General features: G+C 68.8%; 26 protein-coding genes. 14 read left to right on the forward strand and 12 right to left on the reverse strand.

Annotated elements, in window-relative coordinates:
- Positions 1-23: 23 nt before the first annotated feature.
- The 7 genes from AB0D32_RS03190 to AB0D32_RS03220 are packed head-to-tail and all read right to left on the reverse strand — an operon-like array spanning position 24 to position 6,571.
- Positions 24-782: a creatininase family protein gene (locus tag AB0D32_RS03190; protein WP_357083982.1), complete on the reverse strand. Its 759-nt coding sequence runs from the start codon at positions 780-782 to the stop codon at positions 24-26.
- The gene (locus tag AB0D32_RS03195) at positions 779-1,576 is read right to left on the reverse strand and encodes a methyltransferase domain-containing protein (RefSeq protein ID WP_357083986.1); all 798 of its coding nucleotides are present in this window, start codon (positions 1,574-1,576) and stop codon (positions 779-781) included. The genes AB0D32_RS03190 and AB0D32_RS03195 overlap by 4 nt, the downstream gene beginning before the upstream one ends.
- Entirely contained in the window at positions 1,573-2,223 is a 651-nt protein-coding gene (locus tag AB0D32_RS03200) for an HAD hydrolase-like protein (RefSeq protein ID WP_357083990.1), read from the reverse strand. Before AB0D32_RS03200 ends, AB0D32_RS03195 begins: the two co-directional genes overlap by 4 nt.
- The gene (locus AB0D32_RS03205) at positions 2,220-2,663 is read right to left on the reverse strand and encodes a hypothetical protein (RefSeq protein ID WP_357083993.1); all 444 of its coding nucleotides are present in this window, start codon (positions 2,661-2,663) and stop codon (positions 2,220-2,222) included. The genes AB0D32_RS03200 and AB0D32_RS03205 overlap by 4 nt, the downstream gene beginning before the upstream one ends.
- A complete protein-coding gene (locus tag AB0D32_RS03210; protein WP_357083996.1) occupies positions 2,663-3,700 on the reverse strand; it encodes an enolase C-terminal domain-like protein in 1,038 nt (345 codons plus the stop codon). The genes AB0D32_RS03205 and AB0D32_RS03210 overlap by 1 nt, the downstream gene beginning before the upstream one ends.
- Positions 3,700-5,673 (reverse strand): hypothetical protein, encoded by a 1,974-nt coding sequence (locus tag AB0D32_RS03215; protein WP_357083999.1) that lies wholly within the window; start codon positions 5,671-5,673, stop codon positions 3,700-3,702. The genes AB0D32_RS03210 and AB0D32_RS03215 overlap by 1 nt, the downstream gene beginning before the upstream one ends.
- Before the next feature lies 1 nt (position 5,674).
- On the reverse strand, positions 5,675-6,571 hold the full coding sequence (locus AB0D32_RS03220) for a hypothetical protein (RefSeq protein WP_357084002.1): 897 nt from the start codon (positions 6,569-6,571) through the stop codon (positions 5,675-5,677).
- 705 nt (positions 6,572-7,276) lie between these two features.
- Between AB0D32_RS03220 and AB0D32_RS03225 the strand changes: the two genes are divergently transcribed.
- Positions 7,277-8,641, forward strand: a complete 1,365-nt coding sequence (locus tag AB0D32_RS03225) for a hypothetical protein (RefSeq protein WP_357084005.1) — start codon at positions 7,277-7,279, stop codon at positions 8,639-8,641.
- Positions 8,642-8,648: 7 nt separating this feature from the next.
- Complete coding sequence (locus tag AB0D32_RS03230) at positions 8,649-9,533, forward strand: phosphotransferase (protein ID WP_357084008.1); 885 nt, start codon at positions 8,649-8,651, stop codon at positions 9,531-9,533.
- Positions 9,534-9,652: 119 nt separating this feature from the next.
- Here AB0D32_RS03230 and AB0D32_RS03235 read toward each other — a convergent pair whose 3' ends face one another.
- The 3 genes from AB0D32_RS03235 to AB0D32_RS03245 all read right to left on the reverse strand — a co-directional run bounded on the left by AB0D32_RS03235 (position 9,653) and on the right by AB0D32_RS03245 (position 11,555).
- Positions 9,653-10,219: an HD domain-containing protein gene (locus AB0D32_RS03235; protein ID WP_357084011.1), complete on the reverse strand. Its 567-nt coding sequence runs from the start codon at positions 10,217-10,219 to the stop codon at positions 9,653-9,655.
- A 91-nt stretch (positions 10,220-10,310) separates the two neighbouring features.
- A complete protein-coding gene (locus AB0D32_RS03240; protein WP_357084014.1) occupies positions 10,311-10,781 on the reverse strand; it encodes an NUDIX domain-containing protein in 471 nt (156 codons plus the stop codon).
- A 3-nt stretch (positions 10,782-10,784) separates the two neighbouring features.
- Positions 10,785-11,555 carry an XRE family transcriptional regulator gene (locus tag AB0D32_RS03245; RefSeq protein WP_357084017.1) on the reverse strand — a complete coding sequence of 257 codons (771 nt, stop codon included), beginning with the start codon at positions 11,553-11,555 and terminating at the stop codon, positions 10,785-10,787.
- A 224-nt stretch (positions 11,556-11,779) separates the two neighbouring features.
- On the opposite strand from AB0D32_RS03245, the gene AB0D32_RS03250 reads away from it, so the two are divergent.
- The 11 genes from AB0D32_RS03250 to AB0D32_RS03300 all read left to right on the forward strand — a co-directional run bounded on the left by AB0D32_RS03250 (position 11,780) and on the right by AB0D32_RS03300 (position 22,343).
- A complete protein-coding gene (locus tag AB0D32_RS03250; protein WP_357084218.1) occupies positions 11,780-12,130 on the forward strand; it encodes a helix-turn-helix domain-containing protein in 351 nt (116 codons plus the stop codon).
- A gap of 391 nt (positions 12,131-12,521) precedes the next feature.
- Complete coding sequence (locus tag AB0D32_RS03255; RefSeq protein WP_357084020.1) at positions 12,522-14,861, forward strand: nitrate- and nitrite sensing domain-containing protein; 2,340 nt, start codon at positions 12,522-12,524, stop codon at positions 14,859-14,861.
- On the forward strand, positions 14,858-15,268 hold the full coding sequence (locus AB0D32_RS03260; protein WP_357084023.1) for a roadblock/LC7 domain-containing protein: 411 nt from the start codon (positions 14,858-14,860) through the stop codon (positions 15,266-15,268). Before AB0D32_RS03255 ends, AB0D32_RS03260 begins: the two co-directional genes overlap by 4 nt.
- Entirely contained in the window at positions 15,265-15,864 is a 600-nt protein-coding gene (locus AB0D32_RS03265) for an ATP/GTP-binding protein (protein ID WP_357084026.1), read from the forward strand. Before AB0D32_RS03260 ends, AB0D32_RS03265 begins: the two co-directional genes overlap by 4 nt.
- 46 nt (positions 15,865-15,910) lie before the next feature.
- Positions 15,911-17,119, forward strand: coding sequence for an ABC transporter substrate-binding protein (locus AB0D32_RS03270; protein WP_357084029.1), 1,209 nt, complete (start codon positions 15,911-15,913; stop codon positions 17,117-17,119).
- Between the two features lie 34 nt (positions 17,120-17,153).
- Positions 17,154-18,017, forward strand: a complete 864-nt coding sequence (locus AB0D32_RS03275) for a branched-chain amino acid ABC transporter permease (RefSeq protein ID WP_357084032.1) — start codon at positions 17,154-17,156, stop codon at positions 18,015-18,017.
- A gap of 101 nt (positions 18,018-18,118) precedes the next feature.
- Positions 18,119-19,081, forward strand: coding sequence for a branched-chain amino acid ABC transporter permease (locus AB0D32_RS03280; RefSeq protein ID WP_357084035.1), 963 nt, complete (start codon positions 18,119-18,121; stop codon positions 19,079-19,081).
- Positions 19,078-19,875, forward strand: coding sequence for an ATP-binding cassette domain-containing protein (locus AB0D32_RS03285; protein WP_357084038.1), 798 nt, complete (start codon positions 19,078-19,080; stop codon positions 19,873-19,875). The genes AB0D32_RS03280 and AB0D32_RS03285 overlap by 4 nt, the downstream gene beginning before the upstream one ends.
- Positions 19,859-20,602, forward strand: coding sequence for an ATP-binding cassette domain-containing protein (locus tag AB0D32_RS03290; protein WP_357084041.1), 744 nt, complete (start codon positions 19,859-19,861; stop codon positions 20,600-20,602). Before AB0D32_RS03285 ends, AB0D32_RS03290 begins: the two co-directional genes overlap by 17 nt.
- On the forward strand, positions 20,599-21,555 hold the full coding sequence (locus AB0D32_RS03295) for a hypothetical protein (RefSeq protein WP_357084044.1): 957 nt from the start codon (positions 20,599-20,601) through the stop codon (positions 21,553-21,555). Before AB0D32_RS03290 ends, AB0D32_RS03295 begins: the two co-directional genes overlap by 4 nt.
- A complete protein-coding gene (locus AB0D32_RS03300) occupies positions 21,552-22,343 on the forward strand; it encodes a methyltransferase domain-containing protein (protein WP_357084046.1) in 792 nt (263 codons plus the stop codon). Before AB0D32_RS03295 ends, AB0D32_RS03300 begins: the two co-directional genes overlap by 4 nt.
- A 493-nt stretch (positions 22,344-22,836) precedes the next feature.
- Here AB0D32_RS03300 and AB0D32_RS03305 read toward each other — a convergent pair whose 3' ends face one another.
- Both AB0D32_RS03305 and AB0D32_RS03310 read right to left on the reverse strand, forming a co-directional pair.
- On the reverse strand, positions 22,837-23,466 hold the full coding sequence (locus AB0D32_RS03305) for a hypothetical protein (protein WP_357084049.1): 630 nt from the start codon (positions 23,464-23,466) through the stop codon (positions 22,837-22,839).
- 189 nt (positions 23,467-23,655) lie between these two features.
- Positions 23,656-24,090 carry a DUF4259 domain-containing protein gene (locus tag AB0D32_RS03310; RefSeq protein ID WP_357084052.1) on the reverse strand — a complete coding sequence of 145 codons (435 nt, stop codon included), beginning with the start codon at positions 24,088-24,090 and terminating at the stop codon, positions 23,656-23,658.
- Positions 24,091-24,298: 208 nt separating this feature from the next.
- Between AB0D32_RS03310 and AB0D32_RS03315 the strand changes: the two genes are divergently transcribed.
- Positions 24,299-25,165, forward strand: coding sequence for a hypothetical protein (locus tag AB0D32_RS03315; protein ID WP_357084055.1), 867 nt, complete (start codon positions 24,299-24,301; stop codon positions 25,163-25,165).
- Positions 25,166-25,283 lie beyond the last annotated feature (118 nt).

Genomic DNA, 25,283 nt, shown 5'->3' on the forward strand with positions numbered 1-25,283 from the left:
GGTCGTTTCCCATCATTGACGGACTACAGATGTTGTAGAACCTGATCGGATGCGTCCAGGGCGCTGGTGATGATGGCTTCCCCCAGTTCGGCGGAGGCCAGCCGTGGGTCACCGCCAATGATGCCGAGGCTGGCGATGCGGTCGTCGCCCGAACTCCACGGCCACGTGGTTCCGCGGTCGCGGATGAGTCGCTGGGTTTCGTCGCGGTGGGCTGGGTCGGCGGCGAACGTCTCGGGTAGTCGATTCAGGTGCACGTCGTTGGGGGCGAGGGTCAGCATGATGCTGGTTTCTTTCACGCCGGCGTGAATCTCCGGCGGGGTCGACGTCGCATGTGCGGTGGAGAGTGAGCTGGGGTGGATGATGCAGACCCGCACCTGATGCGTGGCCTGCAGTTCGTAACCAACTGCCTCGAGTACGCCGCGGTTGCCGCCGTGCCCGTTGACGATGAGCAGCCGACGGGCTGGGGTGGCTCGCGCGAACTCACCAACGATGGCATTGAGCAAGGTCGCAAGTGCGCCGATCCTGAGGGAGACGGTGCCGAGCGCCCACGAATGCTCCATGGATAGGCCGTACGGCAGCGCGGGGAGCGCCCAGAGGTCGTGTTGGTTGCCGTAGCGGTCGATGAGGCGGTTGGTGAACTGCGTGGCGATGACGGTGTCGGTGTGCAGGGGCAAGTGCGGGCCGTGCTGTTCATATGAGCCGATCGGCAGACACAGGACAGATCTCTCAGTTAGCTGCGTGGCGATCTCCGGCGCCGGGAGCGATCCGTACCAACGGTTCATGCCCGATCTCGCCGGCCGATGCGGATGAGGAACTCGTTGTCCTCGGCGAAGGTGTCGGTGTCGCTGTATCGGGCAAGGGTGGCACGGACAGCGCTGTCGAACTCGCCGAGTCGGTCGCCAAACAGTTGTGGCGCGGCGAACGAGGTGGAGTGCAGGTACCCGAGGATGCTGTCGGCGGTCCAGGTCCGGTTGACGGGCACAGTGTGCTCCTCGACCTGGCTGAACGGCGACTCACGCATGATCTCGCTGTACGGGCGGTTGTGATGCTGGAACGTGCGTTCGCCAGCGCGACGCTGCTCGCCGAGGAAGTCCTGGATGACCGCGCGGATTGCGGCCTTCCAGTCGCTGGTAGCGGTCCAGAAACTGTTGTCGCCGAAGATCGCGACCGCGCCGTCCGGACTGACCTGCGCGTCCAATTGGGTCAGGATCGCGGCCTGGTCGAGCCAGTGGAACGCTCGGCAGATCGTCACCAGTTCGGCCTGCCATCCCGCCGGTGGCGTGAACTCCTCCGCCGTGACCTCCTGCAGCCGCAGCTGAGCGTCGGCGGGTAGCTGCGGGCGGAGCGCGTCTTCGGCAGCGGCGAGCATATCTGGATCGTTGTCGATGGCGATGATGTCATCGAAACGGCCAAGCAGAGCCTCCACCACGAGGCCGGTGCCGGTGCCTACGTCGAGTAGGCGCCGCGGCTCACCGGTAGGGACCGCGGCATCCAACACGTCGGCCACGGTCGCCGGGATGCCGGGCCGGTACTGCCGGTAGAAGCCGACGGTTCCGTGAAACAGACTCATGATCATCTCCGTGTAGCGAGTTCGGTGAGATGCTGGCTGGCGGCGGTGAGATCAGCTGCCACGAGCAGGCCAACGTCGTCGAGCCGTTCGGGCTGGGGTACTGGTCGTCCGTTCGACACCCAGATGACGGTTATCCCGGCAGTTCGGGCACCGATGACGTCGCAATCCCAGTCGTCGCCGATGTGCACCATATTCGCAGGGCTGCTTTGGCACGCGGTGGCCACGCAATGGAAAGCGGCTGGATCGGGTTTGGCGTAGCCGGTCCGACAGGAGGGGAAGTACTCGATCACCCACGGAGACAGCAGGGTTCGCAAACGGTCAGTATCGGCCTCCAGACAGCTCGCATTCGACAACGTGACGATGGTGGCGTGCCGCCTCATAGTCCGCAGCGCAGCTCCTGCCCCTGGCAGCAGCTGCGCCGGCGGCGACTTGGTGGGTGTCGGGAAGGCGCTCACGGGGATCTGAAGCGCATCGCAGACCTCCGCAATGACTGCGGCATCGATCGAGGCTCGGGTGTACAGCTGCTGGCGGATGACCGAGCGCGCGTCGTCGGGCCTGAGCGGCGAAGCCTTCGCCAAGATCGTGGCCAGTGTGGGTCCTTCGAGCTGGCAAAGGGTCCCACCGACATCGATGCTTAGCAGTAGCCGTGTCACGAGGCACTATCCACTGCTGGCAGGGCAGTGACAATCGCGTCGATTCTGGCCTGCCGGATCGCCGGGTTGCTTGCCTCGGCGAGGAATGTGAGCGCGTAGCGGCGCTCGGCCTCGTCTAGGACGGTTAGGTCACGGCGCGCGGCACGGACTGCGTTCACCAGGTCGTCGGGTATCGACCGGGTGCGCCAGCCGTGCGGTAGGTGCAGGATGCCGGCCCACGGTCCGGCGGGAGGTGCGTGCGATGGGTCGCGCAGGCGCAGGACGGTAACGTCGTCGAAGCTCAAGATCTGCACCTGTACCGGCCGAGCGTCGGGGAGTTGGAGCTGGCCTGTCAGGAAGGTGTCGTGTCCGTCGAGTCGTTCGGACAGCACGAGCAACGTGCCGTTCGAGTCCGCTGCGACGGTCCCGGTGATGGGTAGGCGCTGAATGGTTTCGGGCATCAGCAGCTCCTCGGCGTGGCGCCCAAGCCCGGAGACCTGGGAACGGTGATCACTCCGTGTGCGGGCAGCCAAGGCTGTGCATACCTCTGCTGCCGAACCGGTTCCCACTGCAACCGGTACTCGACTGCGGCGATCGCGTCCGGATAGGCAGCGGCGAGGTGAACGGCCGGAACAAAAGAGCGGCCGTGCGGGTAGACCGGCACACCGAGCATTTGCGCCGCGGTCACCAGGTCGACCGCGCGTGTGAGTCCGCCGCACGCCACCACGTCAAGTGTGAACGCCTGTAGCTTGAGTCGGAGAATCGCCGCAGCATCGGCATGCAAGAGAAGCCGTTCGCCGACGGCCAACGGGATGCTCATCGCCAATGCCTCATACCTTTTAAGATCACATTGTGGTAGTGGGTCCTCCAGCCAGCGCACCGAAGCTGGGTCCAGCTCATCGAGGAACAGGAAGGCGAATTCGGGATCCCAGGTGAAGACGGCGTCGAATGCGGCTTCCTGCCTAAGCGCTGCCTCCATGGCCCGTGCCGTCGCAGCAAGCCGGACGGCCTCCGCCGTGCGGTCGTCGGTTGCTGGATTCTTGCGCAAGCCCCACTTCGTAAATTGCCATCCCTCGCGGTTGACGCGCTCGACAGCCGCGACGGGTATGCCATTTGTTACGTCGAGGCTCAGCCATGAGGCGTAGAGCGACACCCGCCGCTGCGGTGTCGCTGCAAGCAGGTCAGCGATAGGGACTTGGGCAAGTTGGCTATGCAGGTCCCAAGCAGCGCAATCCACTGCACCGACGGCCCACGATGCCACCACGCTGGTGTCGGCCCGGATCGCCCTACACAGGGCCGCATGAAGTCTCGGATGGTCGTACACCGGCTCGCCGAGGGCTGGCAGCGCCAGGACAGCCTCCACGTACCGTCCAATCTCCGCCGTCACCGGCCCGTACCAGCCGATTGCCCCGGCCGCGTGAAGGGCAACGAACGTGGCGTCCTCGCCCAACCCGGCTTCGGTGGTGACGACGCGGACAGCGGCAATCCTGGCTACCATCAGCGCTTCCGCTTGGCTAGCAGTGCCTCGGACGCCGAGGTAACGCCGGCGACATCGAACCCGGCGTGCGCCGCCAACCTCTCCTGTGGCATCGGGATCGGTGGCTCGGTCCAGCCGATCACGTCGACGTCGCGGTTCAGCCGACCGCCGAGCAGCCCCCAGATCGCGGCCGGGTGCCCGAGCGTCACGATGAGGACGGCGGCGTGAGTTCCGAAATAGTGATGCAGGTCCGGGTCTGCAAGCGCCGTCAGGTCGTGGACGTTGACCACCCGGATCCGACAGCCAGAGCAGCTGCGGATCCCCACCACGGCGTCCGTGACCACTGCCGCGGCCAGATCGCCGGCGCACACCAGCGTCAGGTCTGGCTCGCCTGGGTCGCTCAGGTGGCGCCAGACCGCCAAGCCGCAGTGACGCTCCTCATCGATCGTCTCCCGGGGGTGGGTCATGGTGGTGTGCTTGCCAGCGACGATGACGTTGACGCGCCCTGTTGACCGCAACGCCTCATCGAGCGCGACAGCGACCCGGCCTGAGTCGGCGGGTGTGAAAACGCGTACGGCCGGGTCGCCCGTCCCTAACAGCGCCGTGATCAGGGAAGGGTCTCCGTGGCTGTACACGTTGTGCCAGCCATACGAGGTCAACAGCAGGTTGATGCTCGGCAAGGCATGCTTGATTAGCCGCCGTTGCTTGAGCTGCCCGACCAGTCCGGTCAGCAACAGCGGAGCGAATGCCTCGTACGAGATAATCAGGCCGCGATGGCCTGTCGCCGTCCACCCGGCAACCCAGCCGAGGAGCACTTCCTCAGCAAGCACCTCATGCGCCCAAGCTTCGTCCCGCAGGTCTCCGAGCCGGTTCGACCGCAGTTCGTCCGGGCTGAAGACCTTGAGGTCGCCGGTTGCGGCGTGCGCCCGCAGAACCGCGGTTACCTCCGTTGCGAAACCCCGGCCCGTTGCCGGTGCCGGCGGAGGCAACGGCGGGGCGTCCGGTACTACGCTGCCAACGTCAATGAGATCCAGCGCGGACGCGAGCGCACCAAGGGGATGCGCGTCGGCGTCGAAGAGTTCGCTGGGCCGGTAGGACGACAGCCAGGCACGCAGCGCCGCCATCTGACAGGGATCGCCAATGAGGTTGGTGAACGGTGTCTTGTGCTCCCCAATGGGGCCGGACCAGCCCTTCACGCAGCGTAGGAACACCACACGCTGTGCTCCGTTGGCGGTTGCCTCGACGCCGGACACGAGGACACGGTGGAACTCGGCATGCTCGTCCAACCCGCCGCCTGTTCCAACTTCTACGACGACCGGCTCCCAGCCCAGACCGCGTGCGTAAGCGCTCACCTCCTCGTCGCTCATGCCACCCAGCAGCGACGGGCCGCCCATTCGATGGCCGTTGAGATGAACGACCGGTAGCACCTTGCTGTCGGATAGCGCGCGGTGTGCTAGCCAGGACGCAGCCGCGGATGGCGTCTCGCATTCACCGTCACCGATGATCGGCACGACGACCCGGTTCGGGTGGTCCAGCGCCATGCCCTGGGCGAAGGCGAACGCGCCGCCGAGCCACCCGCCCATATACGCACCGGCCGGCAACTCGGGATGTACCTCCGAGCCGAGCGCGTCTCCGTCCGGAAACGCCGAAGCCAGCGCCGCCAGCCCATCAGCGTCGCGCCCGTACCGTGGATCCATCTTGGCGATGTCGCCGGTCATCCAGGCCAATGCACGCTGGACGACACCAGCATGGCCGGCGCCCAGAACTGGAACTAACTGCACACCGATGCCGCAGCCTGCGGCGAGCCCGGCATGCGCTAGCACCCATGCCGTGCCGGGTACTGTGCCCCAATGACCTGCCGGACGCGGCTTAACGTCGGACTCGTCAAGGCAGTCGACAGCGAGCACGTTCGACCGAAGGTGAAGCTGCGCAACCGAAAGGTACGTGAGCGCCCGCCAAAGGGCATCCGCAAGATGGGCGAGATCCACCGACACTTCAGACTCTCACCAGTCGTTCACCAGCAAAGGTGAAGTACCACAACGGCCGGTAGCACTCCCACGCCTGCGGCCGCAACCCACGTCCACCCAGAATCTGTTCGATCGATGCCCTGGCTTGCAGATAGAACTCCAGCTGCTCGGCGCCCGGCGTCCGCAAACCCGCCATGATCGAGTTGTGGGCCTGATACACCTGGAAGTTGGGAAACTCGGTCACGTGTTCGCCGAGTGCGGCCACACCGGCCCGCAGTTCGGTGAGCGGGTCGAGGCCCACGATGTAGGTGAACGAGGTGCCGAGTCCCGCCTGGCTGGCCCGACGGAGCAGGTCGGGCATGTCGGCCCGCCGGAGCCGTGCCTTACTCGTCTTTAACAGCAGGTCACGCCGGGTGAAGCACTCTGCGGTCAACCGCAGCACGAACGGCGCGACGCGAGCGGCGAGATCGGCAAAGGCGATGTCTGACTGGATGACCGACGTCAGGAAGCCGATCCGGGCGTCGATACCCTGCAGGTCGAGCGCGGTCCGCAGGCCTACCAGATGAGCAACGGCGGCGTCTTCCCGCTCGAAGCACCCGGTCGAGACAGTCACCTCGCGGAGTTCGCTCAAGTTCCGGCGCGGGTGCTGCTCAACCATCGCCACGAGCAGTTCGGTGAGCTCCCGCTCCTCCGAGAGACGTGGGTCGGCGGCGGCTTCCAGCGTGTTCGGGCAGAACGCGCAGCCAACACAGCGGCTTCGGGCGTTCGGGTTCAACGTCGCGGCCCTGCCGCCATCGCGGAAGTAGCCTCCAACCGCCTCGTCGGCATCGATCCGCTGGACAGTACCAATACACTGCTGTCCCAAGTGCAGATCGTGATCCACAAGACGGAACGGCGACCCTGCCGCGTTCAGCGGCACGATCACCTTCCATGAAACCCTCGACATCGAGGCAATTGTTACGCCCACTCGAGCTCGGTGCTGACAGTTATCCGAGGAGATTCCGTATAGGTTCAGCGCGATCAGCACAGCATCCTCGACTGGTACCCCATAACGAGCAGCCAGCCTGGCTACCTCATCCATCTCCAGCTTGGTCTTGGGCGTCGCTATAGGCATCCGAACCTGCCTTCGAATCGTGGACCAAGTCCCGCATGCATCGTGGTCGGCGGAACTCCTCGGGCCTCCGACGAGGCCTGCCTGACAACCAGACCCCTTGCTTGCGTCGATCTCTAAGGATCGGCAGTTTCACCCCGACGTGGGTGCCGCAGGCGGCCGGCGAGATTGCGCGGTCGCGGTAGCCGTTGCCTTACGCCGGCGGTCCCCTCGCGCAGTTAAGCTGGGCGACCCGCGGAATTAAGCCTGACAGTTCTGGGAATTGCCTCGGCACCAGTCTGATGCAACACGTCTCACCATGCCGCTCCTTGTCCATCGGCGGGAGCCGCTCAAGTCTCTCGAAAACAGGGCTCGCTGTCGACCCCCATGGTGGGGGGCCACGATGGGGTAGCGGTCACCGCTGCGGCGAGGATCATTTGAGGCACCGGCGCTTTCAGTAAGGCGCCGAACCGACTTGTCGCCAGCGACATTAAGTGATGACATATCGATCAGGGCCGTTCAGTTCGGCGGGAGGTTGTCGTGGGCGTCCAGGTCGATCCGTCTTGGTGGACGTCGGGTGTCTGGGAGGGTCGACCGATCCGCGATTTCCTGGAGCGCCGTGACGTCGCCGCCACGTTCCGATTCCTGCATGCCCGTGGGGTCTCCTACGGCACCATCGCCGCGTTGGTCGGCGTGTCCCCGAATCGAGCCGCCGAGATCACCAAGGGCAAGCGTCAGGTAACGGCTTACGACGTCCTGGAACGCATCGCGGTCGGACTAGGTGTTCCCCGAGTCTGGATGGGCTTGGGCCAGGACGGGACGGGTGCGAGGCCCTCGATTGACCGGGAGGTGGAAGGTTCAGCGGACTTCCCACCAGTCGGGCGACCAGCAGGAGGCCGGCCCGATGAAGTGATCACCGCGCTCGCCCGGCTTCGTACCGGGCTGGACGAGGCGCTCGCCTCATCGACCGTCGCTCCGCGACAACTCGATCTGATTGAGGAAGCGGCCGGCGAGCACATGCGGATCTATCCGGCAGCCCCGCCTGGGGTGATGCTGTCGCGGCTGGCCGCCGAGTGTGTCGAGGTGCAGACTCTGTCCTGGCGTAGACAGCCGGCGGCGGTTCAGGCGCGGCTCTCCGGCACGGCGGCTCTGTTGGCGACCATGTGTGCCGACGCGCTCATGCGGCTCGGAAGCGTCGGCGAGGCACGCCTGTGGTATCGGACAGCGATCCACGCGGCAGATGACAGCTCGGACAGCCGGCTACGGGTGCTGGTCCGCGCCCAGGCGGCGATGCTGCCCTACTACTTCGGTGACCCCTGGCAGACGGTCGTTCTGGCGGAGGCAGCGCTGGCGGTCACCGCCACGCCGTCGTCCTCGGCGGCGCTTGCTGCGGCGGGACGCGCCCGGGCGCTGGCCCGGCTCGGGTCGGCCGAGCAGGCGCGGCAGGCGATCCTCCAGGCCCGGCAGTTGTTCGAGCAGGTCGGCGATGATGACAGTGACACGGCCTTCCGCTTTCCGATGAAGCGCATGTTGTTCTACCTCTCTGGAGCGAGTACCTGGCTGGGCGACACGAGCGAGGCCTACCAGGTGCAGGACGAGGCACTGCGCCTCTACGGGCCGTCGCCTTCGGTGCCGATTGATCCCGCTCTCCTCGCGCTTGACCGATCGATGTGCCTGGTTCATAACCGGCGAACGGCAGAGGCCGCAGCTTCGGCGCTCGACGCTATCGCCACCCTGCCCGAGGCGCAGCGCACGGAGATCGTCCTGACGAGGGCTAGCGACGTGGTCTCGGCGATTCCGGCGAGACATCGCGGCAGCGAGACCACCGAGTTGACGGACTATGTGCGAGCCTGCCGGGAGCGCGCCCGTACGCTTGCTGCCGGAACTGCCGCGCTCGATCCCTAGGGGCCTCATGTTCGTCGAAGCGCGAACACGTCCGGCGCTCGCCGAGGTGTGTCGTCGCCTGGAGTTGTCCGACGCCGACGCTGTCCTGATCCGGCATCACACGAACGCGGTGTACGCGGTCGGCGACGTGGTGGTCAAGATCGCTCCGGCGGAATTCGGCGTAGAGCGAATGACCGCCGTGGTGGCCGTCGTGCGGTGGCTGGTTGGTCAGGGGTTCCCGACTGTTGGCCTCAGCTCGCGCCTGTCACAACCCCTGCTGGTGGGCGAGCATGCCGTGACCGTCTGGCAGCGGCTCGATCCAGCGAACGACACTCCAGTCACCATGGCGGAGCTGGGCACTCTGCTCCGGCAGTTGCACACCCTGCCAGCTCCTCCGGTGAGCCTGCCGACCTTGGAGCCGGTGGACAACATCCGGCGGTCAGTGCAAAGGTCTACGATCCTCACCGCGGAGGACCGTCACCTGCTGCTGAAACGTCTCGAACCGCTTGCCACCAGCTGGCGCGAGATGAGCTTTCCCCGGGGCGCGAGCCTGATCCAGTCCGATCCCCAGACCCGCAACGCACTGCGCCGCTTCGACGGCACGCCAGTACTTTCCGACTGGGACGGTGCCGCCGTCGGTCCGCGGGAATGGGACCTGGCCACCGTCGCTGTGCACTGTCGCCGGTTTACCCCACCGGGCCCTGCCGCCTTCGCTGACTTCACCGCCGCATACGGCTGGGATGTCACCTCGTGGCGCGGCTTCGGGGAGTTGTGCCAACTCCGCGAACTACAGATGATCGCCACTAACGCCCGCAAGTCCCGTCCCGGCACGAATGCCGGGGCCGAGGTGCTTCGCCGCATCAGTGCCCTCAGACGGGGCGACCAGGAACTCGTCCAGTGGCGCATTCTCTGACCTTTCGGGCCGGCTTGACGGTCGGATAGTCAGAGCCGGGCCACCGGGACAGCCGTTCCACCTCCAGGCGTCGGCGATGCCGGTTATGGGGCTGGAGGCAACCAGTCTCACTTCGAATGTCATGGAGCGGGTTGCTCGTCGACGTCGAGCCGATCCAGTGTTCGGCGGACGTGCGCCATGAGAAGCGGCTCTGCTCGCTGGATCGCCCGGTGAACGGGGCTCTGCGGAGGATACCGGTGGAGGATTTCCTCGATACGCTCGGCGACATCGAGACGTTGTCCCTGCGGTCCGACCGTGAGGTCGGCGGTGACGAGCGCGTCCATCAGGGGTCCCTCCTCGATCGGAAAGGCCGCGAGTTGGTCCGCTAGGCCGCGCTCGGCCGCTTCGATGCGGGCGCAGGTGTGATGGGCGACCAGCCCGACTAGCCGCAGCGGGTAGCCGTTACGTCGCAGGTATCGGGCACCGTCGAGTGAGTGAAGGCCGGTGTCTACGAGGTCCGGCGCATAACCGACATCGTGCAGCCAGGCGGCTGCCACCAGCAGGTCGCGATCGGCCGGCGCCACCGTGCTCGTCAGTTCCGTGGCCCGCTGGCCGACACCTTGGACGTGGGCCCAGCGCCGGGCCATCTGTGGGGAGCCGAGCAGACCGGCAGCAAGGTCCTTGGCGTTGGCCGTTAGGTCAGACACCCTCCGAACGTAGCGGCACAGCCGGCCGCCGCCCTACCGGCTCGGCGAGACGGTTTGGGACGTCCCCGGACCGGGAAACGCCCCTCCGACGTCAGCCGATGTACGGCGCGGTTCGACCGTCGAGGGCGTGGTCGATGCGCAGCCGCATTGAGGGGTGGATGTCCAACTGGTCGAGTTCGGCGGGATCCACCCAGCGGACCTGATGTGACTCGCTGGAGGTCGTCAGATTCCCACCGACGGGTCTGGCGGTGAAGCACAGTGAGAACTGCTGGCGCACCTCACCGTCGTCGTAGGCCATCACATGGTGGGGGTTGGTGTACGTGCCGACCAGGCCCGTGACCTCCACCTCAATGCCCGTCTCCTCGCGCACCTCCCGCACTACCGTGTCGGAGATCGACTCACCGATGTCGTGACCACCGCCAGGAAGAGCCCACAGGTTGTTGTCGGTGCGGTGGATCATCAACAAATCGCCGTGCTCGTTACGAACCGCCGCGACCACCGACGGCACCACGCTGTTGGTTTCGGGGGCGTCAGGGTCGTTGAAGAAGTCGCGGCGTGGCATCCGTCATCTCCCGTCGAACGCGGCTATCGCCGCATTGATGTCCGAGGTGGGCTTGGCCCGGGTCCAGACCCGGTCGAAGCTGGTGAGGTAGTGGTCGACGACCCGGCCACCAGGTACGCGCCGGAGATGTAACACCGGGTTGTGGGCGGCAGTGGATCCGTACACGTGGGTGTTAACCAGCATGGTTTCGTCCACTCGGAAGATGGACGCGTACAACGTCGTGTCGTGCAGCCGGAGCTGCACGCCAGGGATGGTCAAGATTGGCTCGTAGTAACGCAGACTCAGCAACACCCGGTGGGCGAGTCCAATCCCGAATCCCTCCTCCTCTCCGCGCCGGCGTACTGCAGCACCGTTCGGATCGGCCAGTAGCACCCGTATCCGGCAGCCCCGGCGGGCCCGGTCGCCGAGCTGGGTGATGTCGTGGAGCTCAGGCAGGAACAGCCCAGCGTAGACAAGGATGTCGACCGACTCCCGCGCCTGCTGGATCAGCGACCTCCATAGCTCCAGCGGTACCGCCGACCGGGATGGATAGAACTCGACCATCTCGGCCCGCCCCGCGGACACCGTCCTGGGATCGTCCACGACCGAAGGCCACAGGTATGTCTCGTCTACGCCCAACAGATCTGCAGCCGCGACGCGATGTGCGCGGTGCGGGACGCGATCACGGGTGATCCAGCGCTCCACCGTCTTCGGGTCGACGCGAAGCAGCTCCGCGCACCGCTCAGTGGTCAGCCCCTTTGCTGACACGGCTCCCCGCAGACGTTCGTTCGGCATCAGAGGTCGAGACCTGGCGAGGGACGCATAGGGACGTTTATACCCCACCGAGACGTCCGCGACAGTCCCTGACCGGGGGTGGCCGCATCCCCACGATCAGCGATCGAATGGCGAGGCGAGGGTGATCGCCGGGAAAGCGCACCTTGGTCATCCCAGCGGCCCGCTCGCAAAAGCTGACGCGCTGGCATTACCTCACACGTTCAGGAGAGAGCGCCTTGACCACCATGGCCATGAACACCCGTGCCACCACCGCTGTGGTCGAGTCACAGTCTGCGGGGTACCCGGTGTGGCGGGCACATAGCCAGGCTGATCCGAACTGGTGGATCGACGGGAACTTCGGGGGCCGCTCGCTTGCCGACCTGCTCCGTCAGCGCGACATCGGCGCCCTATTCCGCTTCCTCAAATCACGGGGATGGAGCCAGGCGACGATCGCTGCGGCGACCGGAACGACCGAGAACCAGGTCCGAGCGGTGATCCAGGGGCGCCAACGAGTTACCTCCTATGACGTGCTCGAACGAATCGCCGAAAGGCTGGGCATTCCGCGAGGTCTCATGGGGCTCGCGTACCTGCCCTGATGCACTTCGGCCGGAAGCACCGGAATCCTGCGGCCTGATTGTGGCCAACTTGTCATGGTGGGGGCTCATGGTGGCCTGCCGCGGTGGTACTGGTTCTGGCTCGGTGACGACGCAATCATCGACGTTCACAAGGGCATCAACGGCCCGCTGTTCTGGATCGATTGCCGAAGGGCCACCAGGCAGGGCCGCCAGTGTGACCTGAACCGGGAACAACCCAGCTCGACAGACCGGCCCGGAACGGTACCGGCACTACACGGTCTCCGCTTCCGATTCACGTGGCAAGGTCCCCGCCCGCTTCGGTGCCTTGGCTACGCCCGTTCAAGCTCTCGAACCAGGAAGGACTGTTGTGCCTGTTGCACGGAGGCTTGCGCTCCTGCTGCTGATTCCGTTGGTGGCGACTCTGGTCTTCGCCTCGTGGGGTGTGGCATCGACGAGCCGTCAGGCGCGCAGTGCCGACCGCCTGCAGTCGCTGGTGGCCGTGTCGGCCGCGGTGGGTGAGGTGCTGCACGAACTCGACCGGGAGCGGCAGTTCGCCGGCGGGCTGGTCGTCGACCCGGCGGATGGCCTCAACGGCTATCTCGAGCAGGTCGCGACATCCGACCGGGCGGTGGACGCCTACCGGCAGCGCCGCGGCGAGCTTGATGCTTTGGATGCGGTGCGTCGGCTGGTGGGGCCGTTCGACGAGCAGTTGCGGTTGCTTCCGGTGTTTCGGGAGCAGGTCAAGGCGAGGTCAGCGTCGCTGACGGCGGTGCTGGTGCGGTATCGGGCGGTGGTCGCGCAGGGGCTGGCGGTGCGGGAGACCGTGGGTCAGGTCGGCGGTGCGGACGGTACGGTGGCCGACCAGTTGCGGGTGGCGGCGGCGTTGTCACAGGCCGGGCAGTACGCGGGTATCCAACAGGCAGCTGTAGCTGCCAACAACGGCGCCGTGGTGTCGCAGGCGGTGCAGCGGGAGTTGGCCGCGACCCGTGCCGGGTATGACGAGGCGTTGCTGGTGGTGTCGCAGCGGTCGCCGGCGCGGTGGCGGTCGTGGCTGGACCAGGCGCTGTCCGGTCTGCAGGTCCTCGCGGTGCAGCGTTTCGACGACGAGGTCGCCCGTACTCAGGTGGGTCAGCGGTTGCGGGTGAACGCGTCCCGGTGGGACGCGGCTAGCGATGAGCGGCGCGACCGGCTCCACTCGGTGCAGACCCGCGTTGACGCGGACATCGCCGCCGAGGTGGGGCGTCAACGCCGGCAGCAGTGGGTTACCACGGGTGTGCTGTCGGCGGTTGCCGTGGCGCTGGTCGTGGCTGCGGCGGCGCTGGCGTGGCGACAGGGTCAGGCGTTGGCGCGGCGGCTGCGGCGAGTCCGTGACGCGGTCACCCGTGTCGCTGAGCGCGACCTGCCGGACCTGGTCCGCCGCGTCGACGCGGCGGATCCCGCCGACCCGGCGTCGGTTCCGCCGCCGCCTGCTGCGCTGGCGCCCACGTCGGTGCGGGATGAGGTGGACGAGGTGGCTGCCGCGTTCGACACGCTCGCGTTGAACACGTACCGGATTTCGACGGATCTGGCGCGGCAGCGGCGGGTGGCCGCTGGCGCGGTGGAGGCGGTGGGGCGGCGGTGTCAGGGGATGACGCACCGGCTGCTGCGCGAGTTGGACATGGCGGAGCGGGATGAGAAGGATGCCGCGACCCTGGCGACGTTCTTCGCGGTGGACAGTCTCGCCGCGCAGTTGCTGCATTCCACGCAGAGCCTGTTGGTGTTGTCGGGTCGGTCGTTGGGGGCGGTGCATTCGCAGCCGGCGGTGCTGGTGACGGTGGCGCAGGCGGCGCAGGGTCGGATCCAGGAGTACCGGCGGGTGCTGCTCGGGGTGATCGACGAGCGGGTGCTGGTGCCGCCGCCGATGATCGATGACCTGGTGCACCTGCTGGCGTCGCTGCTGGACAACGCCACCCGCTACAGCCCGGGCGACGCGCTGGTCACCGGGCATCTTCTGGGCAACCGGGCGATCATCCAGGTCACCGACACCGGTCCCGGCATCAAGCCGGACCTGCTTGCTCGACTCAACGCCGAGCTGGCCGAGCCCGCGCCGATGATCGAGGTGGAGCACATCCGGCGCCAAGGCCTGGCCACCGTCGCGCTGCTGGCCGCAGCGCACGGGCTGCGCGTGCGACTGCTACCGGGACAGCCGCACGGCACGGTCGCGGAAATCGAGATCCCCGCCGACAAGCTCCTGATCAGCATTCCCGAGCCGGCCGTGCTGCCCACCGGCCCGATCGCCGGACGGCGTGCTCCCGGCGGCACGCCCGCGTCCACCCTCACCCTGCCCGCGCCCACGGCGGTGCCAGCCCGGCGCGGCGGCTCGGCCGCGCTGCCCGCCCGACGCCGGCCGCCCGCCCCGAGCGCGACCGATGGCCCTACTCAGGCGCTGCCGGTGATTCCGGTGCCGCGGCGGGCGCCTGAGTCGGAGTCGACGCCGGCCTACGACGAGACGGCCCGACACCTGCCGCCGCCGGCGTGGTTCGTCGAGGGAGCCACGGTGCACATGCCCTCCACCCCTGCGCGCGGGCAGCCCGGACAGACCGCCACCACGGCCAACGGCCTGCCGAAGCGGCAGTCGATGGCCGCGTTCACACCACCGCCCCCGCCCGCTGCCGACGTGCCGGTCCGCTCGATGGGTGGCCTGGCCCGTACGGCGGGGGCCTACCAGCGCGGCCTCGACCGCCGCTTTCCCCAGTCGAAGGGCCAGTCATGAGTGATCTGAGTTATCTGCTGAGCACCAACCTCGTCGCCCGCGTGCCCGGGATCAGCCAGGCCGTGGCGGTGTCGGCCGACGGGCTGCTGCTGGCCTGGACCGACGGGCTCAACCGGGACGCCGCCGAACGCCTCGCCGCGGTCGCGGCCGGAATGAACAGCCTGCTCAACGGTGCCGCCCGTGACCTTGCCGCAGGCGGGGTGCAGGGCAACCTGACCGAGCTGGCGCACGGGTTCCTGATCCTGGTCGCGGTGAGCACCGGCGCGTCGCTGCTCACCCTGGCCACCCGCGACGCCGACCTCGCGTTCGTCACCGAAGAGCTCGGCCGCTTCGCCGAGCAGGTCGGCGACCAGCTCACCCCCGCCTTCGCCGGCACACTCACCACCGCGGCGGCTGGCCGGCGATGACCGCCCCCGCCATCGCCGCGCGGAGACCCGCCGGTGGGCCGCCAAACCTGAAGATCGTGCTGACCGGGCCGTTCGGCGTGGGGAAGACCACCCTCGTCGGCGCGGTCTCCGACATCGCGCCAGTGACCACCGAGGCCCGCATGTCCGCCGGCAACGCCGACGACGACACGTCCCTCACGCCAGCCAAGACCACCACCACGGTGGCGATGGACTTCGGCCGCCTCGACGTCGACGGCGTCACCCTCTACGTCTACGGCACCCCAGGCCAGCACCGCTTCTGGTTCATGTGGGACGCCATCGTCCGCGGCGCCGCAGGCTCCGTGGTCCTGGTAGACACCCGCCGCCTGCAGGACTCGTTCCGACACCTCGACTACGTCGAGCACGTCCGGCTGCCCTACGTCGTCGCCGTCAACCAGTTCCCCGGCGCCCGCTCCTACCCCGCGTCGGCCATCCGTGAAGCCCTCGCCCTGGCTGCGGACGTGCCAATTGTCGACATCGACGCTCGTGACCGCGACAGCGTCCGTCGGCTTCTGATCGCCCTCATCGAGTACGTCATCACGCAGAGCACGCCCCACTCGGCGGTCGCGCAGCCCTGACCCCATCCGGAAGTCACCCCTCACCCCTGACGAAGGAGCGCCTTCAATGTCTGATCCCCGGCCACGTCCCCGACGTGGGCTCGCCGCCCTGACCGCAGCCGGTCTCCTGCTGACCGGCACCGGGTGCAGCAGCACTGCCAACGACTCCGGCGCCGTCCGTGTGGGGCTGCTGGTCTCGCTGTCGGGCACCTACGCCACCGTCGGCGAGGACATGCAGCGCGGCTTCCAGCTGTACCTCGACACCCACCACGGCAAGCTCGGCGGCCGGAAGGTCGACCTGGTCGTGGCCGATGAGGGCGACGGCCCCGCCACGGCCGTCCCCGCCGCGCAGAAACTCCTCGAACGCGACCGCGTCATCGCCCTGACCGGCCTGGTCGGTGGCGCGACGGTCGACAAGGTGCAGACCCTCACCACGCAGCGGAAGATCCCCCTGCTCGGCGCGAACGCGCGGCCGGCGTTAGCGCCGGTCGGCGGCAAGCCCCGCGACCTCGCCTACACCTGGCACACCTCCTACAACTCCGACGAGCCGGGCATCGCCATCGCCTCCCACATCAAGTCGCAGGTCGGCGACGGAGCGGTGTACGCGATCGGCCCGGACTACCAGGGCGGCTGGGACGAGCTGCGCGGCTTCACCGACACCTTCACCCGCCTCGGCGGAAAACTCGCCAACCCCGACGGCAAGACACTGTTCACGCCATTCCCGGCGACGGAGAACTTCCTGCCGTACCTGAACAAGGCCGCCGAGACCAAACCGAAGGCCGTCTACACCTTCTACGCCGGGGCGGCGGCGGTGGCGTTCGTCAAGCAGTACGCCCAGTCCGACCTTGCCGACGTCCCCCTCTACGCCGCCGGCTTCCTGACCGAAGGATCCGTGCTCACCGCGCAAGGGCCGGCGGCCACTGGCATCCGCAACGTCCTCAACTACAGCCCCACCCTGGCCAATCAGGCGAACCAGGAGTTTGTCGCGGCCTGGTCCGCCGCCGGTCACCCGGGGCAGCCGACGACGTTCGCGATGGCCTCCTACGACGCCGCCGCCGTCCTCGACCGGGCGCTGACCGCCGTCGACGGCGAGGTGAGCGGGGAGAAGCTCAACGCCGCGATCGGGCAGGTCGGGCGGGTCGTGTCGCCGCGCGGGGACTGGCAGTTCGAGCCCACCGAGCACCGGCCGGTGCAGCGCTGGTACCTGCGCGAGGTCAAGCCCGACGGCCCCGTCCTGTCCAACGTCCTGCTGCAGGACCTCACCACCCTGCCCTGACCGAGACAGCCAGAACGAGAGAGGTGCGGTACGCGTGGACGCCTACCTGATGCCCGCCGTCGACGGAGTCGCCTACGGGCTGCTCCTGGCGATTGCCGCCGCGGGGTTGACCGTCGCCTTCGGTGCCGGGGGTGTGCTCAATCTCGCGCACGGCACCCTGATCGCCGTCGGCGGCTACGTGGCCGCCGCCACCAGCTCAGGCACCTGGCCAAGCCTCGCCGCCGCAGTCGCACTGGCGGCCATCGCGGGAGCCGCCGGCGGCGGGGTACTCGCCGCCGCGACCGCCGCACTACGCGGTCGGGGGCACCTCGACCAAGCACTGCTCACCTTCGGTGTCGCGCTCATCGGCGCGGACCTGCTCACCGCCGCCTACGGCCCCGACATCCTGCGACCTCGCCTGCCTGAGGTGTTGGAGGCGACCGTCCGGGTTGCCGGTCACCGGTATCCGGTCGACCGGCTCGCCGTGCTGGGCGTCGCCGTCGCGGTCGTCGCGGCCGGCTACGTAGTGCTACACCGCACCCGCGCCGGTTGGCTGATCCGTGCCACGGTCGACGACCGGGCGATGATCGCCGGCATCGGTGTGAACCCCCGGCTGGTGGACGCGGCGGTGCTGGTCGCCGCTGGGGCCCTCGCCGGCCTTGCCGGGGCGTTGACCACGCCGATACTCGGCGTCGGCCCGCACACCGCCGACACCGCCCTGCTGCTGTCCCTGATCATCGTGGTCTGCGGTGGTCTCGGCTCCGTGCCCGGTGCGCTCGCCGCCGCCCTCGCGGTCGGGATCGTGCAGACCGTCGGCGTGACGTCCTTCCCGGCGGTTGCCCCGTACCTGCTGATCGCCGCGATGGCCGTGGTGCTGCTGGCCCGCCGGACCAGCCTTCCGACAGGGGCGTCGGCATGACCGGTCGACGGCACGACACGTCGGCGACGGTGATGCGCGCGCTTGCACGACACGGCCAACCTTGGTCAGCATTCGGGCTGGCGGCTGCGGTGGTGGGCGTTGTGGCGTTGTCACCGGATCCGTACCTACACGCCACCGCCGCACGGATGCTGCCCCTGGCGGTGTTGGCGGTCAGCGTCGCGGCGGTCACCGGCCACGCGGGCCTGCCCACCCTCGGCCAGGTCGCCCCGTACGCGGCCGGCGCCTACACCACCGCCCGTCTCACCCTCGCCGGCAGCGACCTCGCCCTACTGCACCTCCTGGCAGCGGCCGGCGCGGGAGCCCTGACCGCCGGGGTGATCGGCGCGGTGCTGGTCCGCTACCGCGCCACGGTGTTCCTGATGCTCAGCCTCGCCGCCGCGGAACTGACCGCAATCACCGCCGGCCAGTGGCGGACGGTGAGCGGCGGCACCGACGGGCTCGCCGGGATCCCCGCCCCCCGCCTGCTGCCCGGCCTGCCGCCACTGCTGGCCGACCGCACGGTGCTGCTCTACGCCGCAGCAGTCGCGATCGCCGCGACAGCCGCCGCCATGGCCCTGCTCGGCGGCGACCGGCGGACGCTGCTGGCGGCCCTGCGCGGCAACGAGGCTCGCGCCGCGGCCAGCGGACACCGGGTCACCACCTACCTGTGGGTGGTGCATGCCGGCGCGGGCGCGGTGGCCGGCGTCGGCGGGGCGCTGCTGATCCACACCCACCGGTGGATCACCCCGGCCGACGTCGGATTTACGACCGCCGCCCTCGCCCTGCTCGCCGTGGTCATCGGCGGCGCCCTGTCGCTGCCCGGCGCCGCCGCCGGCGCGGGCGCGGTCCTCACCGTGCGGGACGTGGTCGCCGCCTCGCTGCCCGGCCACGCGCCCCTGCTGCTCGGCGCCCTGTACGTCGCCGCGGTGTATCTGCTGCCCGGCGGCCTCACCGCCCTACTCACCCGCCTCTCCCTCCGCCTTCACCCTCGCTCTGCCCACGGCACGGGCCACCCGGCCCCGGCAGACGAGGCGGGCCGATCCACTGTCAGGAGCACGCTGTGAAGACCGCCCACCGCATCGATCCCGCCGGGGTGCCCTCACAGCGCCTACCGAGCGACATCGACCGCGCCCACGGCAACGGCCTGGTCGCCACCAGACTGCGTCACGCCTACGGCCGGCTGACTGTCCTCGACCTGGACGTGTTCACGGTCGCCCCCGGCGATCGGCACGCCGTCATCGGCCCCAACGGTGCCGGCAAGTCCACCCTGCTGGACCTGCTCGCGGGCACCACCCGCGTACAGGCTGGCGCCATCACCTACAACGGGCAGGTCATCACCCGCCGCGGCGCCGCCTGGCGGGCCCGCACGGGCATCGGGCGTACCTTCCAACACCCCACTGTCTACCCCGACCTGACGGTCCTTGACTGCGTGCGGATGGGCGGCTGGCACCACCGTCACCATTCCGACCGCACACCGGGCGAGGTCCTCGATCTTGTCGGCCTCGCCGATCACGCCGGACAGGTGGCCGTCACGCTGTCGCACGGGCATCGCCGCATGCTCGACCTTGCCGTCGCTCTCGCCGGGCAGCCCCGGGTGCTGCTGCTCGACGAACCTGCCGCCGGCCTCACCGACACCGAAACCAGCCGGCTCCTCGACATCCTCGGCGGCCTGCCCGGGTGGATGGCGGTCGTGCTCGTCGAGCACCACATGGACGTCGTCGCCGCCCTCGCTGACTGGATCACCGTGCTGCACCACGGCGGCCGCCACACCGACGGCCCCGCCGACACCGTGCGCGCCGACCCGGCCGTCGCCGCCCTCTACCTCGGCACCGGGGGTGACGATGCTGCGCATCGGTGACCTCGCCGCCGGCTACCGCCCCGACACCCCCGTCCTCCACCACATCAACGTCAATCTGGCGGCCGTCGCCGTGCACACCGTGGTCGGTCCCAACGGCGCCGGGAAGACCACCCTGCTGCACACCCTCGCCGGGCACCTGCGACCCACCGCCGGGTGGGTCCTGCTCGACGGCCGCGACGTGACCGGCTGGACGCCCGTCCGCGCCGCACGCGCCGGGGTCGCCCTCGCCCCGCAGGGCCGGCGGCTGTGGCCGTCGCTGACCGTCGCCGAACACCTCACCGTCACCCGGCCGCCCGCCGATCGCCCGCGCAGCCGCACCTGGACCGTAGACGAACTGCTGGAGATGTTCCCGGCCCTCGCGGCCCGGCTGCGCCACCGCGGCCACCAACTCTCCGGCGGGGAACAGCAGATGCTCACCATCGCCCGCGCCCTGCGCACCGCGCCGCGGCTGCTGCTGTGCGACGAACCCACCGAAGGACTCGCCCCCGCCATGGCCGCGCACGTCACTCAAGCGCTGCGGGACCTGCCCCGCCACGGCGTGACCGTCCTCGCCGCTCTCCCCCACACCCGCGCCGCCGCCACCCTCGGCGACACCGTCCACATCCTCGCCGACGGACGCCTCACCGGACCGATCACCACCACCGGCGGACAGGCCGAGCAAGCGCTGCGCGACCACCTCGCCCTGACCTCACCCGCCCCGCCCCACCGTGGGCAGGCACAACGATGACCCCCACCACCGCGACAATGGCGGCCCTGGCGGTGCTGGCCGCCACCGCCGTACCCGCCGCGACAGCGCCAGCACCGCCCCACGCCCAACCTGATGCCGCGCACTGTCCCGCCTCAGCGTCCCCGCAGCCCCACCCTGCAGCGGCGCGCGGCACCACCGGCCACCAGAGCACCCCGGTGTCGTACCCGCAACCGGCACGCGCCCCCTTGCGGGCGCTGGCCGCACACCTGCGGGTCAGCCCGTGCGACACCGCTGCGGGCCCATATGACCTCGTGCACTACCGGCAGTGGAACAACCCCACCCGCCACGGGGCGGCGGTACGGGAGGTGGCCCGGTGGCGCGGCGACGACCGATCCGGCGGCCAACTCGCCACCCAGCACCCCGCCAGCGTTGTCCCGGTCACCCACGACTGGTGGCGGCCCGGCGACCTCCACCACGTCGGACCGATCGCCCCCTTCACCCGCACCGACGTACTGCGGCAAGACCTCGGCATCAACGAACTCCCACCAGCCGATCCCACCGAAGCACTAGAGAACTTGGCGTATCTGTCGACCTGGTACAGCCCTCGTCGTGACGGCCGCGCCGCCGCCCTGACCGTTCTGGCCGACCTGAGCACGCTCACCTACTACCCGCGCGTGGTCGACCGGTCCGGCCGCCCAGGCATCGCCGTCGCCGCCACCAGCGGCGGCCGGCGCGCCCTACTCGTCCTGCACCCGAACACCGGGGAAGTCCTCGCCTACGAGTCCGCCCACATGGGTCCCTTCGGCTGGCGCGTGCAGACCTACCTCCTCTACCTCGCCCACAGCCACGCCACCCGCCGCTGGTGGGAACCCACCACCCGCCCCCGGCCAGCCCCGCCGCCCCGACCGCTGCACCCGCAGCCGCAACAGCACTGGCTGCTGACCACGCCCCTGCCCTGCCACACCACGATGACGCAAGGAGCCAATCCATGACGGCCACCGCACCCACGCAGCGCTACCAGTTCCGCAACAGCCCCCACCAGCTCCACCCCCTGCAGGAGATACTCGACCCGGTCACCCTCGACGACCTGGCCCGCCTGGGCGTCACCGCCGGGCACACCGCCCTCGACGTCGGAGCCGGCGCCGGCTCCATCGCCCGGCACCTTTGTGAACTGGTCGGCCACGCCGGGAAGGTCATCGCCGTCGACATCGACACCAGCATGCTCAACCCCACCGGCGTTCTCGACGTCTACCAGCGCGACCTGCGCACCCAACCCCTGCCGGTCAAACCCGGCACCATCGACATCGCCACCGCCCGCTGCGTCCTGGAACACCTACCGAACCGGCACCTACTGCTCCACCAGATGATCAACGCGCTGCGCCCCGGCGGACACCTCGTCCTCGGAGAGATCGTCTACGCACCCGTATCCGCGCACGCCCCCGCCGACAGCGACAACGAACTCATCACCCGCGTCGTGCACACCATCCTCGACATCCTCGCCGCTCGCGGTGTCGACCTGCACTGGGGCGACAAAGTTCCCTCCGCCCTGCTCGCCAACGGCTTCGAGCAGGTCCGCACCCGCTGGGCCGCCGAGACCTGGGCCGGCGGCAGCGCCGGCTGCCGCCTATACGCCGACAATGCCACCCAGCTACGCGACCGGCTCCTCGCCGAGGACCTGTCCCACGACGAATTGGACCGGTTCGCCGAGCTCATGGCCGACCCGACGGTGCTGGTACGCGGCTACCAGTTCGCATCCACCACCGCCCGCAAGCCCCGCTGAACCTGGCACGCGGGGGCGGCCGAAGCCGGTCGCCCCCGGCGGGGCCGGGAGGCTATCGGGCCATGTGCGTGATCCCTCGTCGCGAAGTACCTGGCGGAGCCATACCTTGGTTCTTCATCGAGCCCCAGCACACGTCCTACGCTCCCCCACGTCACTTGGGCCTGTCTTTCACGCTCGTCGTATGACAGCGCACTGTCCCCGCCGGGCGCCGAGACTGCCCATCACGCCGCCGGGTCGGCGCTGCCCGCTCCGCCCCGACGGGGACTCACCAAGGTCGTCGAGATGAGATCGCCGTTGGGCCAGGCGTCGGCGGCCCCTTCCAGATCGCGTTCCCGGCACGAATGGATGCCCGTCGATCATGGGAGCCATCGGTTAGGTGGATGTGGCGTAATCCCGGACCAAAGGCGGCGACGTGGTCCGCAGTGCCGTGGTGCGCTGTCGATGGCGTGAAACGGCCCTCACTAACAGCGATGTCGTAGGCGCCCCCGTTGGCCTACTCGGCCAGGCTCCCGGTCACTTGGTGCTCGGCTGCCCAGGCGAGCGCGGAGTCCAGGGTGTCGAACACCCCGGAGGCGTATCGGGCGCGGTCGCCGTGGAAGATCCAGACGGTGGACCTGAGCGGGGCACTCCGCTGGTCAGCAGTTGGCCTGCGGTGCAGGCCCTCCGGTGTGAACGAGAACGAGTCAGGGAACATGCCTGGCCGATGGCGCACGGCGAGAACCACCGGTTCGGGGTGTACGCCCTGCATCCCTGCCCCGGCTGGGGTATCCGCGAAGTCATTCCACAGGTGGAAGCAGGTCAGGTCGTGGCCGGGCTCGGCCGTGGTGTAGGCGAGCGTCTTGGGATAGAAGGGGTTGGTTCCGCCGATCCACAGCGATGGTGGCCGGAAGGTCTCGATGACCTCGGGCAGCGCTCGATCCTGCGTCACCCACTTGCCGACATCGGTACTCAACTGCTCGAGCTCGGCCGCCGACAACGCCCGATCCAGCTCGAGCCAGCCGAGGCGATGGGCGATCTCGGCGTAGACGGAGGCCGTGGCATAACGCAAGGCACCAGCCGGAAGGATGTAGCTGTAGGCGCCCATGACACCCGTCGCGGCGAACGCGTCGCGCGCGCAGTCCATCACACTCTGCCCACCACCGCTTCAGGTTGCCATCCACAGCGGCCATCGCCTCCAGCAGAAGCCGCTCGGCCATCTCGTCCCTGCCATACATGCTGGGGCGACGAAGTACCCTGTTCACCTGCGCCAAGTGGTGCTGGCGTGCCTCACCAGGCTCAGCGCGGTCGGTGGCAGAGGCGTGGGTCTCGTCGTTCATATCTCGAAGAGCGTCTCTCGCTGCGGCGGGTCGAGAACCTTCCGTAGCGCGATGATGTTCCGGCGCCATTGCTCTCCTTGCAAGGCGTCGTTCCATTCGACGGCACGCCAGGAAGATGATGCGAGGACGTTATCGAGAGCGTCGATGGCCAGGTCCTTCAGCGAGTTCGGGAACCGCGGCATCGGCGTGGACGGGCCGTAGATGGGGCAGGTCGCGTCGCCTCCCGGGCATTGCGCCGCGATGAGGGCTGCTGCGGCTATAGCCTTCGGGATGTGCCACATGTCGACGTCGTCGCTGGTCGTGACCACACGGTCGAGCACCCTGCCGACCATCTCGACGCGTGCGTCCGCCGTCACGACGTCCAGGTCACCGGCGAAGTCCGCGGCGTCGTCGTTGTCGAAGGGGCCTACGTCCCAGAAGCCCAACGCCACTGCCCCCAACTGACACTTTCGTGATGTTCCGCCAGCTCGCGCTGGTCGTCAACCCGCACGCTCTTCGCCAGTTCCGCATGCTGAGTCACGACGAAGAACACTACGGTGCGCGACGGACGGCCTGCCACCCGTCGTCACACACGAACGGCGGCAGATCCGGATGCAGGGTTGACATCTTGATCTTGCCGGTCACGTAGTGTGTCGCGCCATGACGACGACCGATGACGAGCCGGACGCTGCGATCGAGCGGGTACTGGACGAGGCGTACGCGGCGTTCGACGCCGAGCGGTACGACCGCGCCGGTGAGCTGCTGGCGGGGGTGGCCGCCGGGGTGGCGCCCGGGCTCGCCAAGCCGCTCTGGTTTGATGCCGCGTTGTGTGCTCTGCGGATGCGGGATTGGCCGACCGCCCGTGACCGTGGCGTGCAGGCGGTCCGGTTTGTCGAGCGCGGTGCGAACGAGCCGGCGTACTGGAACCTCGGCACCGCCGCGACCGCACTGCGGGACTGGGACCTGGCCCGTGACTGTTGGGCCGGCTTCGGGATGGAGCCGCTACCGGGCACAGGCCCGATCGACATCGACGGTGGACCCACCTGCGTCCGACTCGGCGTCGGCGAGGTGGTCTGGGCCAGGCGGATCGACCCTGTCCGGGCTCGTGTCCTCAACGTGCCGTTCGATCCGTCGCGCCGGTACGGCGAGATCGTCCTGCACAGCGGCGCCCCGAGTGGCGAGCGGGTCTCCGGCGGTGTCGCCTACCCCGTCTTCGACGAGATCGAACTGTTCGAGGCATCACCGCTGGCAACGCTGGCCGTCCTGGTCACCGCCCGAGACGCCGACGACATCGAGGACCTGTCGGCGCGGTTCGCGCAGGACGGATACGGCATGGAGGTCCTCAACAGCCGTGTTGACCGGTGCTCCTGCTGCAGCCAGGGCACCCACCGCAGCGAACGGGGCCGCTTCGACGGCGAACAACAGCTGTTCATCGCCGCACCCGAGGACACCGCCCACGTGGTCCTTGACGCTTGGACGCGGGACCGCCCGGACGCGCGCTCCTGGACAGACCTGCATCCAGCGTGACGTGGCCCCGATCAGTGGCCTGAAGTGAGCCGGTGCCGAGGATCCGTACGTCTACGACGATGAGTAGACGGATCGGCCGGGAGTGCCGGCTCTTCCGCGCCGGGGTGCGGCGGGCACC

Origin of the sequence: Micromonospora sp. NPDC048170, from assembly GCF_040652795.1 — a bacterium.
In the GTDB taxonomy this organism is placed as follows: Bacteria; Actinomycetota; Actinomycetes; order Mycobacteriales; family Micromonosporaceae; genus Micromonospora.

Bases quoted from the DNA above. Each gene is read 5' to 3' on its own strand.
- AB0D32_RS03270 (WP_357084029.1), top strand. From the start codon at position 15,911: ATGTCTGATCCCCGGCCACGTCCCCGACGTGGGCTCGCCGCCCTGACC.
- AB0D32_RS03300 (WP_357084046.1), top strand. From the start codon at position 21,552: ATGACGGCCACCGCACCCACGCAGCGCTACCAGTTCCGCAACAGCCCC.
- AB0D32_RS03295 (WP_357084044.1), top strand. From the start codon at position 20,599: ATGACCCCCACCACCGCGACAATGGCGGCCCTGGCGGTGCTGGCCGCC.
- AB0D32_RS03265 (WP_357084026.1), top strand. From the start codon at position 15,265: ATGACCGCCCCCGCCATCGCCGCGCGGAGACCCGCCGGTGGGCCGCCA.
- AB0D32_RS03230 (WP_357084008.1), top strand. From the start codon at position 8,649: ATGTTCGTCGAAGCGCGAACACGTCCGGCGCTCGCCGAGGTGTGTCGT.
- AB0D32_RS03290 (WP_357084041.1), top strand. From the start codon at position 19,859: ATGCTGCGCATCGGTGACCTCGCCGCCGGCTACCGCCCCGACACCCCC.
- AB0D32_RS03240 (WP_357084014.1), bottom strand. From the start codon at position 10,781: ATGCCACGCCGCGACTTCTTCAACGACCCTGACGCCCCCGAAACCAAC.
- AB0D32_RS03195 (WP_357083986.1), bottom strand. From the start codon at position 1,576: ATGATCATGAGTCTGTTTCACGGAACCGTCGGCTTCTACCGGCAGTAC.
- AB0D32_RS03260 (WP_357084023.1), top strand. From the start codon at position 14,858: ATGAGTGATCTGAGTTATCTGCTGAGCACCAACCTCGTCGCCCGCGTG.
- AB0D32_RS03305 (WP_357084049.1), bottom strand. From the start codon at position 23,466: ATGGACTGCGCGCGCGACGCGTTCGCCGCGACGGGTGTCATGGGCGCC.
- AB0D32_RS03205 (WP_357083993.1), bottom strand. From the start codon at position 2,663: ATGCCCGAAACCATTCAGCGCCTACCCATCACCGGGACCGTCGCAGCG.
- AB0D32_RS03245 (WP_357084017.1), bottom strand. From the start codon at position 11,555: ATGCCGAACGAACGTCTGCGGGGAGCCGTGTCAGCAAAGGGGCTGACC.
- AB0D32_RS03190 (WP_357083982.1), bottom strand. From the start codon at position 782: ATGAACCGTTGGTACGGATCGCTCCCGGCGCCGGAGATCGCCACGCAG.
- AB0D32_RS03250 (WP_357084218.1), top strand. From the start codon at position 11,780: ATGGCCATGAACACCCGTGCCACCACCGCTGTGGTCGAGTCACAGTCT.
- AB0D32_RS03210 (WP_357083996.1), bottom strand. From the start codon at position 3,700: ATGGTAGCCAGGATTGCCGCTGTCCGCGTCGTCACCACCGAAGCCGGG.
- AB0D32_RS03315 (WP_357084055.1), top strand. From the start codon at position 24,299: ATGACGACGACCGATGACGAGCCGGACGCTGCGATCGAGCGGGTACTG.